The 14,472-nt window shown below is 46.6% G+C and carries 12 protein-coding genes; 7 read left to right on the forward strand and 5 right to left on the reverse strand.

Going from position 1 to position 14,472, the window contains the following annotated elements:
• Positions 1 to 17: 17 nt before the first annotated feature.
• Entirely contained in the window at positions 18 to 779 is a 762-nt protein-coding gene (locus G8759_RS23005) for a M48 family metallopeptidase (protein WP_167213135.1), read from the reverse strand.
• A gap of 314 nt (positions 780 to 1,093) precedes the next feature.
• Between G8759_RS23005 and G8759_RS23010 the strand changes: the two genes are divergently transcribed.
• Both G8759_RS23010 and G8759_RS23015 read left to right on the forward strand, forming a co-directional pair.
• Positions 1,094 to 1,747, forward strand: coding sequence for a response regulator (locus G8759_RS23010; RefSeq protein WP_167213138.1), 654 nt, complete (start codon positions 1,094 to 1,096; stop codon positions 1,745 to 1,747).
• A gap of 93 nt (positions 1,748 to 1,840) precedes the next feature.
• Entirely contained in the window at positions 1,841 to 2,428 is a 588-nt protein-coding gene (locus G8759_RS23015) for a hypothetical protein (protein WP_167213141.1), read from the forward strand.
• A 207-nt stretch (positions 2,429 to 2,635) separates the two neighbouring features.
• On the opposite strand, the gene G8759_RS23020 is transcribed toward G8759_RS23015, so the two are convergent.
• From G8759_RS23020 to G8759_RS23030, 3 genes are all read right to left on the reverse strand, one after another.
• Complete coding sequence (locus tag G8759_RS23020) at positions 2,636 to 3,169, reverse strand: hypothetical protein (protein WP_167213145.1); 534 nt, start codon at positions 3,167 to 3,169, stop codon at positions 2,636 to 2,638.
• A 120-nt stretch (positions 3,170 to 3,289) separates the two neighbouring features.
• Positions 3,290 to 4,414 carry a DUF6973 domain-containing protein gene (locus tag G8759_RS23025; RefSeq protein ID WP_167213148.1) on the reverse strand — a complete coding sequence of 375 codons (1,125 nt, stop codon included), beginning with the start codon at positions 4,412 to 4,414 and terminating at the stop codon, positions 3,290 to 3,292.
• A gap of 614 nt (positions 4,415 to 5,028) precedes the next feature.
• Positions 5,029 to 5,967: a 3-keto-disaccharide hydrolase gene (locus G8759_RS23030; protein ID WP_167213151.1), complete on the reverse strand. Its 939-nt coding sequence runs from the start codon at positions 5,965 to 5,967 to the stop codon at positions 5,029 to 5,031.
• A 97-nt stretch (positions 5,968 to 6,064) separates the two neighbouring features.
• Here G8759_RS23030 and G8759_RS36205 point away from each other — a divergent pair, with 97 nt between their 5' ends.
• Positions 6,065 to 6,190: a hypothetical protein gene (locus G8759_RS36205; RefSeq protein WP_262890617.1), complete on the forward strand. Its 126-nt coding sequence runs from the start codon at positions 6,065 to 6,067 to the stop codon at positions 6,188 to 6,190.
• Between the two features lie 26 nt (positions 6,191 to 6,216).
• Here the strand turns inward: G8759_RS36205 and G8759_RS23035 are convergent, their stop codons facing one another.
• Positions 6,217 to 8,283, reverse strand: a complete 2,067-nt coding sequence (locus G8759_RS23035) for a tetratricopeptide repeat-containing sensor histidine kinase (RefSeq protein WP_167213153.1) — start codon at positions 8,281 to 8,283, stop codon at positions 6,217 to 6,219.
• 344 nt (positions 8,284 to 8,627) lie between these two features.
• Here G8759_RS23035 and G8759_RS23040 point away from each other — a divergent pair, with 344 nt between their 5' ends.
• The 4 genes from G8759_RS23040 (at position 8,628) to G8759_RS23055 (ending at position 14,462) form a co-directional block, all read left to right on the forward strand.
• Positions 8,628 to 10,325: a trypsin-like peptidase domain-containing protein gene (locus G8759_RS23040; protein WP_167213157.1), complete on the forward strand. Its 1,698-nt coding sequence runs from the start codon at positions 8,628 to 8,630 to the stop codon at positions 10,323 to 10,325.
• 185 nt (positions 10,326 to 10,510) lie between these two features.
• Positions 10,511 to 11,698 carry a serine/threonine-protein kinase gene (locus G8759_RS23045; protein ID WP_167213161.1) on the forward strand — a complete coding sequence of 396 codons (1,188 nt, stop codon included), beginning with the start codon at positions 10,511 to 10,513 and terminating at the stop codon, positions 11,696 to 11,698.
• A gap of 11 nt (positions 11,699 to 11,709) precedes the next feature.
• The gene (locus G8759_RS23050; protein ID WP_167213164.1) at positions 11,710 to 12,648 is read left to right on the forward strand and encodes a Stp1/IreP family PP2C-type Ser/Thr phosphatase; all 939 of its coding nucleotides are present in this window, start codon (positions 11,710 to 11,712) and stop codon (positions 12,646 to 12,648) included.
• Entirely contained in the window at positions 12,645 to 14,462 is a 1,818-nt protein-coding gene (locus G8759_RS23055) for a serine/threonine protein kinase (protein WP_167213167.1), read from the forward strand. The genes G8759_RS23050 and G8759_RS23055 overlap by 4 nt, the downstream gene beginning before the upstream one ends.
• Positions 14,463 to 14,472 lie beyond the last annotated feature (10 nt).

A 14,472-nucleotide genomic window follows, 5' to 3' on the forward strand; every position in this document is an offset into this window, starting at 1 on the left:
ACCATTATTCAACTAAACTAACGAATCAGTCCATCGCGACGGGCACGGTCACGTACGCGCTGAGCCCTGGCTTTACTATCGGGGTGAGTAGACACAATCTGGGCAACACCGCTACCACCGCCACCGCCCTGTTTGGCCAGCTTCTCAAAGGAGGTAGCGAGTGCCATCACATTATAGCCATACCGTTTCAGGAAGCCATAACTATAATCATCAGCTTCGGTCTCCTGTTGGCGGCTGAATTTCGCACCCAGCATATAATCGGCCAGCCCACCCAACTGGGAGCGGGACAGCTTTCCAATCAAACCTGATTGCGAAGCAGCCACATTACGAACCGCTGAGCGACGGAGTGCACTTTTCATCGCATCGCGAGTATCATGGTTTATTACGTGTCCTATTTCGTGTCCCATAATGGCCAGCAGTTCGTTATCGGTCATGATATCCATCAAACCCTTAAAGACCCGAACGCTCCCATCGGCAGTTGCAAAGGCATTCACATCGGGCACCTTATATACTTTATAATTGATGGGTAGCCCACTAACCGTATGGTGGCGGGCAACAATTCTATTAAGCCGCTGCGTATACGGATCATTAGGTGCAGCTACCGGGTTTTTCGCATCCATTTCCACAACAGCCTGTCGGGAAAGTTCAGCTACCTGAGCATCGCTCAGCATGGCAGAATTGAGTGCATCCATAGCGGCTTGTGCCAGCCCAGGTTGCTGGGCAAACGTTGAGACTGGAAGCCAAACCGTAAGTAGAAATAACCTTGCTATATAGTTCATAACGGAGTCGTTTTAGTTGGCTACTTACAAAATCAGCAGTAAGCAGCTTTATTCTATTGACTTTGTAAGTGGCATAAAAGTTTAAACGGTCTGATTCAATGGCATTGTAATCTGGTAAGATGATTTCCTTCCGATGTAGCCGATCGTCGCAGAAAACTGGTTGAAACAACTATCCACATCGGTTATTTATTATGCTTGATCGGGAAGGGCTATTTTCTGAACATTATCATTCCATTTGAATGACAAATAATTGACCATCAAGTCTAAACGTATAGTATATTTGGCTAAGAACCCCAACCTACCTCCTACTAACCATGCCATCCTCAATCCGTGTCCTATTAACGGACGATCACGAAATTATTTTAGATAGCCTATCACTTTTATTGAGCCGCATCGAGGGCGTAGAGGTCGTGGGCACGCTGAATGACAGCCGAAAAGTGGTTGATTTTTTACACGTAAACGACGTTGATATCCTGTTAACCGATATGGATATGCCCGATCTGAATGGCATCAATCTGACGCTAAAAGTTCGGCAACATTTCCCGAACCTTAAAATTCTGATGTTAACCGTTTCCGAAGATGCGGATAATATTCGGGAGGCTTTTCGGGCTGGCATTTCGGGTTACGTCATGAAAAAAGCCGGTAAAGCCGAACTTGAAAAAGCCCTTCGTACGATTGCAAGGGGCGAAAAATACTTTTCTGAATCGGTTATGACCCAGTTGGTGGCCTTACCTGTAGAGCCAATTCGCCCAACCGACGAAGCCCCTGCCCTACTAACCCCGCTCACCGACCGCGAAATTGAAATCATCCGGCTCGTTGCGCAGGAACTCTCCACCAATGCCATTGCCGATACGTTGTTTATCAGTCCTGGCACCGTAGAGACCCATCGCCACAACATCCTGCGCAAACTAGGCGTCAAAAACTCAATCGGTATCATCAAATACGCCCTAAAGCACGGGATTTTATGAGGAGAATTCATTCCGTAGAGTAAGCTCTGTCGGGTATCCGTTTAGCCTTCTATAACGCATATACTAACCTTCATTCTTAACAAATACGTTCCTATGAATACTTCATCTACTCTTTTCAACCAATTCAACTGGCTATACAGCACCATCTACTTCTTTAAAAAGAATTTTGCGGTCTTGGCCGGTCTTGGCCTCATTGCGGGATTTGGTCGGGTTATCCAGCTCGGTGGATTTGGCGAAATATCGTCGTTCCTGAACATCATTCTCGAAGTCGTTATTGAGACGGCCCGGGTAATTATGTTCTTGTATGTGCTCGGATTGGCGAATGTCAAAAAAGGAATTTTGCGCATCAAGCACTTATTCACTCAACAGGAAAACCGTAAACAGAATTGGCGTATTGCCAGTCAAAAAGTAAGAAAACAGTGGTTTTCTATCCTGCTAAATCTTATTGCTTTTTCGCTGATAGCCTGGACTTTAAATTATTTGATTGATTTACTGGCCTACGAAACCTGTTTATACCTCACCTTAAAAAAAGGCGGCATTCTGTCCAATTCTGCATCAGAATGGACGATATTATTATTCTTCAAGAATCTATCCGTAATTCCTATTACGTTGGTTTTTGAAGCAGTATTCCTGCTTTGGATTACGAATAAATATCAGATCAATAATAGGCTTCAGGCATAATACAAAAGACATAACTACCTGTACCACAAAGGCTCCAAGCTATGTTCTTAATAAGATAGAAGAAGATTACTTTCAACGGGTAAAACAGAAATATAAAGGTGAAACTCGCTAAACTGTGTCACAGGCGAAAAAAAATGGTTTTAGCCCTTTATCCAACCGTAACACAGTTTAGCGAGCAGTCTCCTGCTTTATAAGCAACGATTAAAGTCAGTCACTGGGCAGACCAGTAGATTTCATTTTTCCAACATATAATGCCAGGTTTACTCCGATGAACGATCGGCGTTCATTTAGGTTTCCAAAAGCAGATATACCTATTCCCACATGTTTGGCGGATGTTATGAATCGAATTTCTCCAGGTATCCCAATAGTAGTATATCCGAGGTATTGATAATTCGCTCCAGTACCCCAAAGAGGATCAGGGTCTGTATATAGATAGACACCTCTCTCATTACCCCAGACAGTACTTAAACCGGTCGAAAAACGGAATTTGCCAAGTTTTATCCCGTAGAGTACTCCCAGTTCATTGATCTTAATACCTGGCTCTACTGGTTGTGCTATTTCACCGCTTACTGAGTATCGAGCTGTTATAATAGCACTTCTGTGCTTAGGTTCGAAACCTAAAGCAACCATAGCACTTGGAAATTCTGCTTTACCTAACCCAAGACTAAGCCAGTAGTTATGTTGCTTATTAACAATACTACTTTGGGCCTGAGCATTTTTTGCTATAAAAAAAAAGCTCATCAATACTATCGTTTTGAATTTCGTACTGAAATTGTACATAAGATTGCTACATAGAATTAAGCCAAGGTGAAAATACTATCTATAAAACCTTCATTTTAACCATTTCACTATCTCGGCAACTTAAGGAAGAGGGTCAAACATTAATGCCGCTAAATAAAGATAGTCCGTATAGTTCGCATTTGATAGACCTTCTACAGTGCCTGTTGAACTAGTTAGAGTTAATATGTAATTTCCTTTATCTTGATCACTAAATGATTGTGGAGGGACTTTAAGGTCATTAGGGTTATTAACATGATTATAGTGATCGTTTATAATCGAACTTTCTGAAGGCCAGCCCACTACATTACCCCAGATATTAGTCCTTATATGATCTTTGGTATAAGATCGGCCTTTCAAATTGTTATGATAATCCATAATGTTCTTATGATCGCTCCCAAGTTGCCAAGGGCTAACTGTAGTATTGTATTCATGTGCAGTTGCGAATCGTTTGGTCCACTCATACGCAGTCCATTGGCTGTAGCCAGTTATTACTATTTTCCTTGCAGCTTGCGCATTCCAGCATGCATGTTTAAAAGCATTACCTCGCCAATCATCAGCATCAATGCTATTATACATCTGATTTGTCCAATCTCTCGCATCAAGACTGGCATTGTATACGCAATTACCCATTATGGGCTCTTCATTAAATAATTGTCTCTCATAATCATTCCCATTACCAAAGTTTGAGAATGGATATCGACCTCCACTAACATCTGAGGGTATAGTTAAAACTTCTTTCTTTAAATCATTAATAACAAGCCTATTATAATATTGAAGTATTAGTTCAGCATTTTTCATTATATCCTCTTTTGACTTAAAATCTGGAAGATCTTTATAAATCTTACCTAAGTCATCCTGTTCAAAAATCGGCTTATTTACATTAATGTACTTGCTTATAATACTTCCAACAGTACTATTCAGTATTCCTAAAGGAATTTTTGATTGTGCCCTTGCGCTAGAGTTATTGTTTAGGTCGTCCAGATACTGACTTACTTCTCTGTTCGAGTTAAGTTGAAAAATTTTCAATGGCACTCCTGCGGGTTTGCGGATTCTGACACCATTGAATACAATTGTCATCTCTACAGCATCAGTTGTACTGTTGCTTACATTAGTCTCAATGTTATTCACAATGTCCGGTTTTTGACAAGATGATGCGATGATAAAAAGCAGGATTGCGATCTGCCAACTAAACGAGAATTTTTTCATTAACTTTAAATTGTTTAATGGTCAAACATTGAACATATTTCAAGCCCTACGTCTGGTCGTCAAACTGTCGTAGGGCTTATTATTCGCAAAAATGAGTATAATTAAGTAAACTCACAAAACAGATATATTTCTTTCTATAAAATAGAAATTAATATAGTGTATAATTGCAAGTATACATAAAATATTTTATTGTGTACTTGAATTTTTAATCATAGATCAAAATCAGCACAATTAGTTATTTTTATTTACTAAAATAGCATACTATAATTCAATAAATTTTAATTAATTCTTTTAATAATACAATAAAAATTACTTTTACATATATTTATTCTGCTTTACAAAAGAGCCCAATGCCATATTTCTGTAAGGTTGCTTGCTATTTCTGAAGATAGAAATTGATTAGGTCATGGCAATGAAGCTACTTTCATACCATTATGTATAATGGTATTTAATTATAAACCGATAAGGTTACAAAAACCTTATCGGTTTAAATGGGCCGACCACTAGTTTACGTGGAGAATGAAGGCTAGGTTTAATTAGTGGATTCAGCGAGGTGCCAGCAGGATGAGAGCATTAATGCACTATGTAGACAAGGGTCAAAAGTGCACTATCGGCTACGGTTTAACCGGGATTATCGAAATGTTTCGAAATTCGATAGGCTCGTGGTCACCCTGTAGCATGATAGGGCCGGGCTCCCCTTCCCGACTATCCAGTGCACCGCCCGTAATACCGGGGATTACCTGGTCTGTAATTACGGGAATGCTATTGGCTACTATGGTTACTCTTCGTCCAATGAGGGTAATGTCGATGGATTGCCATTCGCCAGCATCTTTGGCGACCATTTCATTGGGAGACAAAAGGCCATAAACACCGCTAAATTGATCATCAAGCGGCTCTAATCCTTTACTGTCAGTTAGCTGTACTTCATAGCGTCCCCGAAGGTAAATCCCGCTATTCCCTCCTTTGGGGTATCGAAACTCGGCATGCAATTTAAAATCAGTGAATACTTTATCGGTAATCAGATTGGCACCCGGTTTTGGACTTTTTAACACACCGACCTCGACAACCCATTGATTTTGAGTGGTTGTATGCCAGCCCTGTGTATCTTTTCCGTTGATTAGCTGTAGCGGACTGCCCCATTGAGGTGCTTTATTTCTCCGAAGAGCAGGGGCTCTGCCACCTGTCCACGTATACACCTTATTATCGACGTATTTAACAGTTCCGGTCAGGGAATCGGCACGAACGGCCCCTTCAAACTGAAGGTCGGTGTCGCCCTTATCCCATTGGGGCGGGATCGAGAAGTCAAACTTCCCATTGGTATAGTTAATCTTTGCAATGGGCCGGGCACTGCCAAACAGGAACATCACCCGCCCAACAAGTGTGTGATTTCCTGAATGCCTTATTTCCAACCAGGCCGGTGATCGTTTACCGGCCATGTCAACCACAATATCCCATCTGCCTTCTAACGATTTAGCCGTTGCGAGTTCCTGCCCCTGACCGGTATTTGACAAGAGGAATAAGGAGAGACAAATCAATAAATAGCTGGCTTTCATGAAATGGAATTTATTTCTGCCCTTTAGATCTTTTTGTTTGATGCTTGTCATACAGGCTACAAGCTGCAATTAGTACGTATTTACTCACATCCCCAAAATGATTTCTGAATTCGTCAGCTACGGATTCGATGCGCCATTTCTGGCGGATACGGTTTCTCAACCCACAAAGGTCAGCTTTAAGAACCTGACCCAACTCACGCCAGGAACCGCCAAATATGTTTAATTACCCATCCTATCGCTACCAGGTAATCAAGCCATCGGAATCTGTACATTGACCAGCGTTCCGCCCTGATCCCGATTGGAGATCAGATAGGTTCCGCCCAGCCGCTCCAGCCGGGACTGAATGTTCTGGAGACCAATACCGTCTTTCTGATTTTCCAGACTAAAACCCTGCCCATCGTCCTGAACCGTAAGGGCCAGAAAGCCATTTTGCCGAAATAAGGAAATATCGGCCTGCCGCGCTCGGGCATGTTTCAGTATGTTATTGACCAGTTCGAGGGTGATCGCATAAAGTTCATAAGCGGTTTTTCCCCGTACATCTTCTCCCGATTTCTCTACTTCAATCAAAAACCGGGTTCTGTTCTGTACGTTAAGCGTATCGGTGAGTTTGATAAGAGCCGCCTGAAGACCCTGTTTCTCCAGAATTTCGGGCATCAGATTGTGCGAAATGGCCCGAATATCGTCATATACTTCGCCCATATGCTCCAGCAAACGAGCGTGTTCGCGATGCTGATCTGTATCAAACTGCGATGTATCGAAGGCTTCGAACCGCCATTTCAATGCCGATACTTTAGAAGCCACGCTGTCGTGCAATTCGCTCGCGACCCGTTTTCGTTCAATCGTCTGTCCCTTATACAAAGCTGCTTCGATTTCGGCATTCTTCCGCGACAACTCCTCATTTCGGGTCTGTAATCGCCGGTTATTCCAGAATACAAAACCCAGTATGCCAGCACTAAGCAGCAGCAAAACAATCAGGAAATTTCTGGTTTTTTCCAGATTATCGTTTTCCAGCAATTGAATCCGCGCCTGCTGACGAGCCTGTTGTAGCCGGATAACCTGCTGTTTTTTCTCAAAATCAAACGTCATGCTGGCCACGGTTGCCTTTTGCATCGCTTCTTCATTGAGCATGGTGTCAGCTTCTGCTTTGTAGCGCTTAAAATAATAAAGTGCTTTGGCGGGCTGCATCAAGTGGTCGTAGGCGTCTGACAACTGACGCAGGTATTCGGTTCGTTCCGGGCGCATTTCGCGGACATTTTCTGTCCATGCCAGCCCTTCCCGGGCGTAGGAAACCGTGCGATCGTACTGCTTCAGTGCCAGATAAATTTTCCCGAAATTGGCCTGCGCATTATGTTCCATCGCTTCCTGCGTTTTTTCGACCGTATTCCGGTAGGTGTCCTGCGATAATTTCGTGTAGTGAAGCGCTTTATCGTATTGGTTCAGTTGAATATACATCCGCCCAACGGCCCCATAGGCTCTGGCCAGATTGCCGGGCAGATATGGGTTCGAATACGCCTTTACCTGCTGTAGGTATAACGACAGGGCAGCGGCATACTCCCCTTTTTTTTCGAATATTTCCCCTTTCCGGCTCAGAATAAATGTCCGGATCATGGTGTCGTTCAACCGATCGGCTACCTTTTCGGCTTCGGTAAAACAGGCCATCGCTTCAGGATACCGCTTGAGTTTAATATACACGGCGCCCAGGTTGGGCAACGTAGCCCGTAATCCTTTCCAGTCTCCAATCGATTCCTGAATGCGCTGTGCATTGAGCCAGAAATTAATCGCAGCCACGTAATTCCCCTCGCCCATTTTCATGATGGCCATTTCGTTATAAGCCTGGGCCTCCCATTTACGGTCTGGTGCCTGCTTGAACTTCTGAAGCGCTTGATCCAGCAACGTTCTGACTACGGGAAGTTTGTCCATGATATTCTCATACAGTTGAGCCCGACGTAGAAACACCTGCCCCTGTAAGGATAAATCATGGATTGCCATTGCCATTTGTTGAGCTGTATCTAGTTGCGCATGCGCCGATTTCGTATCTGATAGGTAATCCGCTTCGATGCGGGCCAACGCCAACCGGGCACGGATCTCACCGGTTGGGTACGTTACTTGCCGGGCCACCTTCATTCCCTGACGAAGGGTCTGGATTGCGATTGAATCGTATCCGTTCCACCAAAGATTAGTTGCCAGTTCGTGTAACGTTTTCACCCGATTGCTGTCCGTTGGCAATTTGGTTAGCTCACGACGCAATGAATCGATTATTGGATTCTGGGCAACCGCTACAGTATTGGTCAGAAAGAAGAGCAAAAGATAGCGCATGGGCAAAAGGGTTAAGGAGCAAATGGGTGAAACACGATCCCTCTCAGAGTAGACCAAATACGCGTCATATACCAGGCGTTCATTCGCTCTTTCTCTCATTCACTCTTTTGGAGTTCATCAAAAGTAGATCGATAAATTACTCAAAACCAAAGATCTACACCAAAATATAGGTTTTCCTATAGAGGCAAAATATAGGTTCTCCGGGATTAAATTCAGGGCATTCCCCGATTTCCTGCCAGCGGCTCACCTGTCAACTTTGTATCAGTCAAACGGCACTCATTTTCAGCCTCGTTTTGGCCAAAAATTTCACACATTCGCTATTTCACTCTTTACCATAACTCGTCATGGCAACTATAGTAGATCGTTTCGTTATCCGGCACCTCACCGGAACCAAAGCTAATCAGGTCGAAGAGTTCGACTACAAAAAATACACAGAACTCACCTTTGGCCGTGCTGCCACCAACCTCGTTCGGTTTGATCCTGAACGCGATTCGGCCGTATCGCGGGAACACGGCAAACTGATTCGTGACACCGAACAGCCGTTATCGTTCAGTATCGTAGACAACAATTCCCGTAATGGAATTTTCGTCAACAAGAGCCGCGTCATTGGGTCAGCTGTTGTTCAACCCGGCGATGAAATTCAACTGGGAAATGGTGGGCCTGTTTTTCAGTTTGACCTTAATCCCCGCCCGGTCGAATTGATGATGAGTACCCGCATTATGGACATGGCTGTTTCGGGCAAACCAACAACGGAGCTTAGTCTGGCCGAAGCAGGTAATGGATTGAACGATACCGACCTGATGGCTCCGCATAAAGTTGGCTTAGGCAAGCAAACGGTGGAGCGGATGATGGTAACCGAACGTCGGCAAACAACGCGCTCCTTGATGCTGAGCGTGGCGGTTGTATTGGTACTTCTCTCTGGCTTAGGCTATGCCTTCCGCGATAAATTTGGCGAACGCAAAACCATCGTCATCACCAACAAACCCGTAATCCCGGTGGTCAAAACCGACAATGGGTTAACCCCTGAACAGATCGCTTCGGCCAATACCAGCAAAGTGGTTTTCATTGAATTTGGCTATAAACTGACGTACACACCCACCGGCGACGACATCTACCACGAGTATATGCCTGTTAAACAGAGAGATGGCAGCATTGTCAATGTGGCCATGTATATCGAAACATCGCCGGGTAAGGTTGAGCCGCTGCTGGGCTTGAAGCGAAATGTAGCCGTTGGCAAACCTATTGCGATGGCTGGTGCCAGCGGAACTGGATTTGTTGTGTCGCCCCAGGGGCACATTATGACGAATCGCCACGTGGCTGCGGCCTGGAACTCTTACTATGATTTTCCTAAAGACGCTTTCCCTGGCGTATTGTTAGTGCAAGGCGCAAAAGGATGGGAAGTCAGCCCGAACCTCGTGCAGGAATTCCGGTGGGTACCTTCTGAAACGCAGTTTTTTGGCAGAAAACCCATGTCGGGTAAAGTTATTGAGGGCGAGAACACCTACATCGATGTAACGTTCAACAAAAATGAGCAGCGTTTCCCGGCTCAGGGCAAGCCCATTGTTTCGAACAAACATGATGTAGCAATCATTAAGATCGACCTTCCTGAAACGCTCAGCCCTGTAAAACTTCGCGATGCCGACAAAGGTATTGCCGCTGGCCAACCTATAACAGTAATGGGCTATCCCGGCATTTCACCCGATGTGTTTGTCGGCGAATATTCCTCTGACTTTGCGAACCGTAATCCTCAGATCGTTAAAGTGCCCGACGTTACGGTCACCCCCGGCAATGTTGGCAAGATTCTGCGTGGCCAGTCTGTGGGTAAAGCGGCCGCCTACTACAGCGAATTTGGTGACTACTACCAGCTTACAGTCAATGCAACGGGGTCGGGCAATAGTGGAGGGCCTGTCTTCGATATCGATGGAAACGCCATTGGAATTTTCTCGGCCAGCACAAGCCGGAACGATGCCACCCGAATCACCTTCGCCGTCCCGATCAAATATGGTCTGGAACTGATGGGCCGTCGGCAGGTTGTTGAATAATACAGCGTTTGTCTTTACACAATACTCGTCAATAGTACCTTCTACCGCTTTCCGCTCCTATCCTCAACGAAGAAAAGTACCACCAATACGCATGCTATTGCTGGTTTACGGTGGCCGATGCACAACATAATACAATCCCGTCCTGCATAAGCCTACCGTAAACCATCTACTAAAACCGGTTCCCTATGTCACCCTCACAGCCCTTTCTTAATCGCATTGTTGCTGGTTATCGCCTAACCACCTACATAGGTGCGGGTGGGATGGGCGAGGTTTTCAAAGCCGTGAATCCGGAAACGGGAAACTTAGCCGCGGTGAAATTATTATACCGCCCTGAGTTTGCCGCCCGCTTTCGGAACGAAGCGTCCGTACATGCCTCGATTTCGCACCTGAACATTGCGACTCTCTACGATTCCACGCTCATTGACAACCGTCCGGCACTGGTGATGGAATGGGTAGATGGCGAATCGCTGGATGAATTGATTCGTCGGAAAGGGCGGCTCAGCAATACGGAAGCTTGTCGTATCCTGGAACAGATGGTCAGCGCCATCACCTATCTGCATCGGAACGGCATTGTTCACCGCGACCTGAAACCTTCAAACGTGCGGGTCCAGCCCGATGGTCAGATTAAACTACTCGACTTCGGCATCGCAAAAGGGCAGCATACGCCACAACTAACCCAAATCGGATTTGCCGTTGGCACGACCGAGTTTATGGCTCCCGAACAGTTTACCGGGCGGGTTGAAGCAAAATCGGACTGCTGGGCATTGGGCATATTGCTCTACGAAATGACTACCGGCCATCTGCCTTTCGAGGCCGCCAGTCCGTTGCTGTTGCGTCAACAGATTACACGAGGCCACTTTACCAGTCCGCGCCTGCTCAATCCCGACATTTCGCCCGTATTGCTATCGGTTATACAAGATTGCCTGCAAACGAACCCGGCAAAACGCGCCACGGCAGTTGAAATCGGGCAACAGTTACGAACCGCTGAGTATACTGAAGCACCCACTGAACGCAAACAACCTTTACACCTAAAGTCCTATCCAACAACCAATTGGCTGGCCTGGCTACTGGCCATTTTGATCATTATTGGGATTTCTGTTCTCAACGGCAGTTGGAAAAAAATTCCTAAACAGGAAGAAACCAGTGTAAGCCTGCCCGACCAGTATGAACAAATACAGGTTGAGGTGCTCAATGCTGACTATGACCTCGAATTGGTCATGCCCGATGGCACCGTTCAGGACAAAGAGCCTTTTCGGGTCAGGCGATTGCCGGGTGAAGCGCTGCCAATTACCATCCGACACGGCGGAACAGAACAGCAATACGTCATTGCCCCCGAAGTACGAGAATTGTATCAGTGTTACTTTGATCGATAGCAACCGCGCTCATGAAAAAAATCCTCAAATGGCTATTTGGGCAACAGGAGCCGGATGCGCTTCCCGAAACAGCCGAATCCGTAGTAGAACAGACTACGAATGATTCATCCGACAGTCCAGCCTCTGCCGGAGAAATCAATGCCGTTGTGCTCTCAGATGTAGGCAATGTACGGCAGAACAATGAAGACACCGGGTTATTCGTACGCCTGGCCGACGAAGGAATTCGCCGGTTGAAAGGGTACCTTCTGCTGGTAGCCGACGGAATGGGTGGGCATCTGGCCGGTGAAGTAGCCAGTCAGATGGCTGCTGAAATCGTAAACCGTGAATATTTCCAGCACAAGGACTCCATCGAAAAAAGTCTGCTACGGGCTTTCCAGATCGCCAATCGGGAAATATTCAACGAAGCACGACAACACGATACACTACGCGGAATGGGCACTACCTGCACCGCCATTGTGGTGCACGACCAGCAGTTATACTTTGCTCATGTGGGCGATAGTCGGGCTTATTTGTTCAAAGCCGGGCAGTTAATCCAGCTCACTGAAGACCATACGTACGTGCAGGAATTGCTGCGGGCGGGCGATATTACTGCTGAAGCTGCAATCAGCCATCCGGAACGAAATGTGCTGACTCAGGCTATGGGTACGAAAGCCGACGTTCGGGTCGACTTAGGCCGTTGCGTGCTCCCATTCGATCTCAATGACCGATTGCTTTTGTGTTCTGATGGGCTGTATGAGTATTGCAGCGATGCCGATTTTGTGCAGTTGCTGAATCAGGCTAATCTGCCCGATATAGCCGACGAGTTCATCAGAATTGCCAAGAGCCGGGGAGGGCACGATAACATCACGGTTGTGCTGGCCGAGCGGATCGCAACACCTGATGAAACGGCCCCCAGAGAAACGCGCGAGATTGATCTTCCATTTACCCGTGATCTGACACTTCCTCAATGACTTCGACAACACTATCCATGAAAGGCCGATTCATTCATCACTACCGCATTGAGTCGCTGCTTGGCGAAGGAGGCATGGGAACCGTCTATCGGGCACTCGACACTCACCTCGAACGGCCCGTTGCCGTAAAAATGCTTCACTCCCACCTGGTGAGTCAGGTTTCGTTTATGGAGCGATTCCGTAATGAAGCGCTCATTCTGGCCCGGCTCAACCACCCAAACATTGCCGTAGTCTACAATTTCCTGCAGGACGGTACCGATTACTTCATGGCGATGGAGTTCGTAGAAGGCGACAGTCTGGAAATGCTGATCCGTAAAACCGGCGCATTGCCAGCAGCGGTAGCCGCCGAAATAACCCGGCAGGGCCTTGAAGGACTTGCCCACGCTCATCGCAAGGGTGTTCTGCACCGGGATATTAAACCGGCGAACCTGATGATAACACCGGAAGGGGCTATTAAACTCATGGATTTTGGCATTGCCCGTGTGGTGGGTGAACAGCGAATGACGCAGGCAAACCGCGTAGTAGGCACGCTCGAATACATGGCCCCCGAGCTGATTCAGGGGGAAGCTCCGTCGCCCGCTTCCGATCTTTACGCCATGGGCATTCTGCTCTATGAACTCCTTTCCGGAAAACTACCTTTCGCGAGCCGGACTGACTATGAGTTGATGCAGACCATCATCCGCGAGAAGCCAATTGGTTTACGCAAATTAAATGCCCAGATACCGAAAGAACTGGAAGCTGTCGTCCAAAAAGCCCTTGAAAAAAATCCGGCTAAACGATTTGCCGATGCCAGAGAATTCCAGAAAGCATTACAGCCCTTTTTCTCACAGTCTCCAGCCCTGAATCCCGCTCAGTTGATCGTTGCTACACCGGTTAAGGATGTCATGGATTTTCAACCGGCACGCCGGAAGAGCCCACCCGAAACAAAAGTGGCACCATCAACCAACCGATCATTTTCCAACAGGCACCTTCCTGCATCGGGTTGGTTAGCCGAAAACTGGCAAATCGTACTGGCTGGTGGTTTAACGGCTTTGGCTTTGTTTTTCATCAGTTTGATACTCTTTGATCAAACCACTGATACGAAGCTCACCAACCCAAACCAGCCGGCCATAAAACATCCGGCAGTGGCAGCTAACCAGCCCAAACACTCAGTTGATGAGCCAGTTTCAGACAATCCCCAGGCCTCCTTCACTCCTGCTTCGCCCGTGACACCTGCCGAGGTCAAGACCGTACCGGTCGAAAAGAAACCGAATCCGACGGAGAAAATCCCAAAAGTATCAACGCCCAAACCGCCTGTCAGTAAAGCACCCCTCAGCCGGAAGCCCGTGCTGATTACGCAGGAAACCCCCGCCCAAAAACCCATTGAAGAACCCGTAAATCAACCGGTCGCTCCAGTGCGTTCGGAACCCGTTCCAGAACTGGCGGCACCCCAAACGATCGCCCACAAATCAATTGCGATCCGGCGGTTGAAGGTTAATCTGACACTAACCGAAGGACTGTCTTCCGATGGGGCTCATGAGGGACAATCGATTCGTTTTCGGGTAACCGAACCCGTTCTGAGCGATGGTCAGGTTGTTATTCAGGCGGGTGCCACAGCTTACGGAGAAGTAAGCCAGGTGAAGCGGGCCGAAGGTGACATCTTCCGAAAGAAAAATCTACTGGAATTCCGGATTACTTCCGTAGAAACCATCAACGGTAAACGGCTGCTGCTCCGGTCAGCAACGATCAGTGACGAAGCAAAAGGACAGCCGGTACTGTTTCGGCCCGGACAAACCTTTGAAGTACGTACCGGCGACGATGTACTTAATTTTTAGCGACTCAATT

This window comes from Spirosoma aureum, assembly GCF_011604685.1.
In the GTDB taxonomy this organism is placed as follows: Bacteria; Bacteroidota; Bacteroidia; order Cytophagales; family Spirosomataceae; genus Spirosoma; species Spirosoma aureum.

Bases quoted from the DNA above. Each gene is read 5' to 3' on its own strand.
- G8759_RS23040 (WP_167213157.1), top strand. From the start codon at position 8,628: ATGGCAACTATAGTAGATCGTTTCGTTATCCGGCACCTCACCGGAACC.
- G8759_RS23055 (WP_167213167.1), top strand. From the start codon at position 12,645: ATGACTTCGACAACACTATCCATGAAAGGCCGATTCATTCATCACTAC.
- G8759_RS23020 (WP_167213145.1), bottom strand. From the start codon at position 3,169: ATGAGCTTTTTTTTTATAGCAAAAAATGCTCAGGCCCAAAGTAGTATT.
- G8759_RS23015 (WP_167213141.1), top strand. From the start codon at position 1,841: ATGAATACTTCATCTACTCTTTTCAACCAATTCAACTGGCTATACAGC.
- G8759_RS23035 (WP_167213153.1), bottom strand. From the start codon at position 8,283: ATGCGCTATCTTTTGCTCTTCTTTCTGACCAATACTGTAGCGGTTGCC.
- G8759_RS23030 (WP_167213151.1), bottom strand. From the start codon at position 5,967: ATGAAAGCCAGCTATTTATTGATTTGTCTCTCCTTATTCCTCTTGTCA.
- G8759_RS23010 (WP_167213138.1), top strand. From the start codon at position 1,094: ATGCCATCCTCAATCCGTGTCCTATTAACGGACGATCACGAAATTATT.
- G8759_RS23050 (WP_167213164.1), top strand. From the start codon at position 11,710: ATGAAAAAAATCCTCAAATGGCTATTTGGGCAACAGGAGCCGGATGCG.
- G8759_RS36205 (WP_262890617.1), top strand. From the start codon at position 6,065: ATGATTTCTGAATTCGTCAGCTACGGATTCGATGCGCCATTTCTGGCG.
- G8759_RS23025 (WP_167213148.1), bottom strand. From the start codon at position 4,414: ATGAAAAAATTCTCGTTTAGTTGGCAGATCGCAATCCTGCTTTTTATC.
- G8759_RS23045 (WP_167213161.1), top strand. From the start codon at position 10,511: ATGTCACCCTCACAGCCCTTTCTTAATCGCATTGTTGCTGGTTATCGC.
- G8759_RS23005 (WP_167213135.1), bottom strand. From the start codon at position 779: ATGAACTATATAGCAAGGTTATTTCTACTTACGGTTTGGCTTCCAGTC.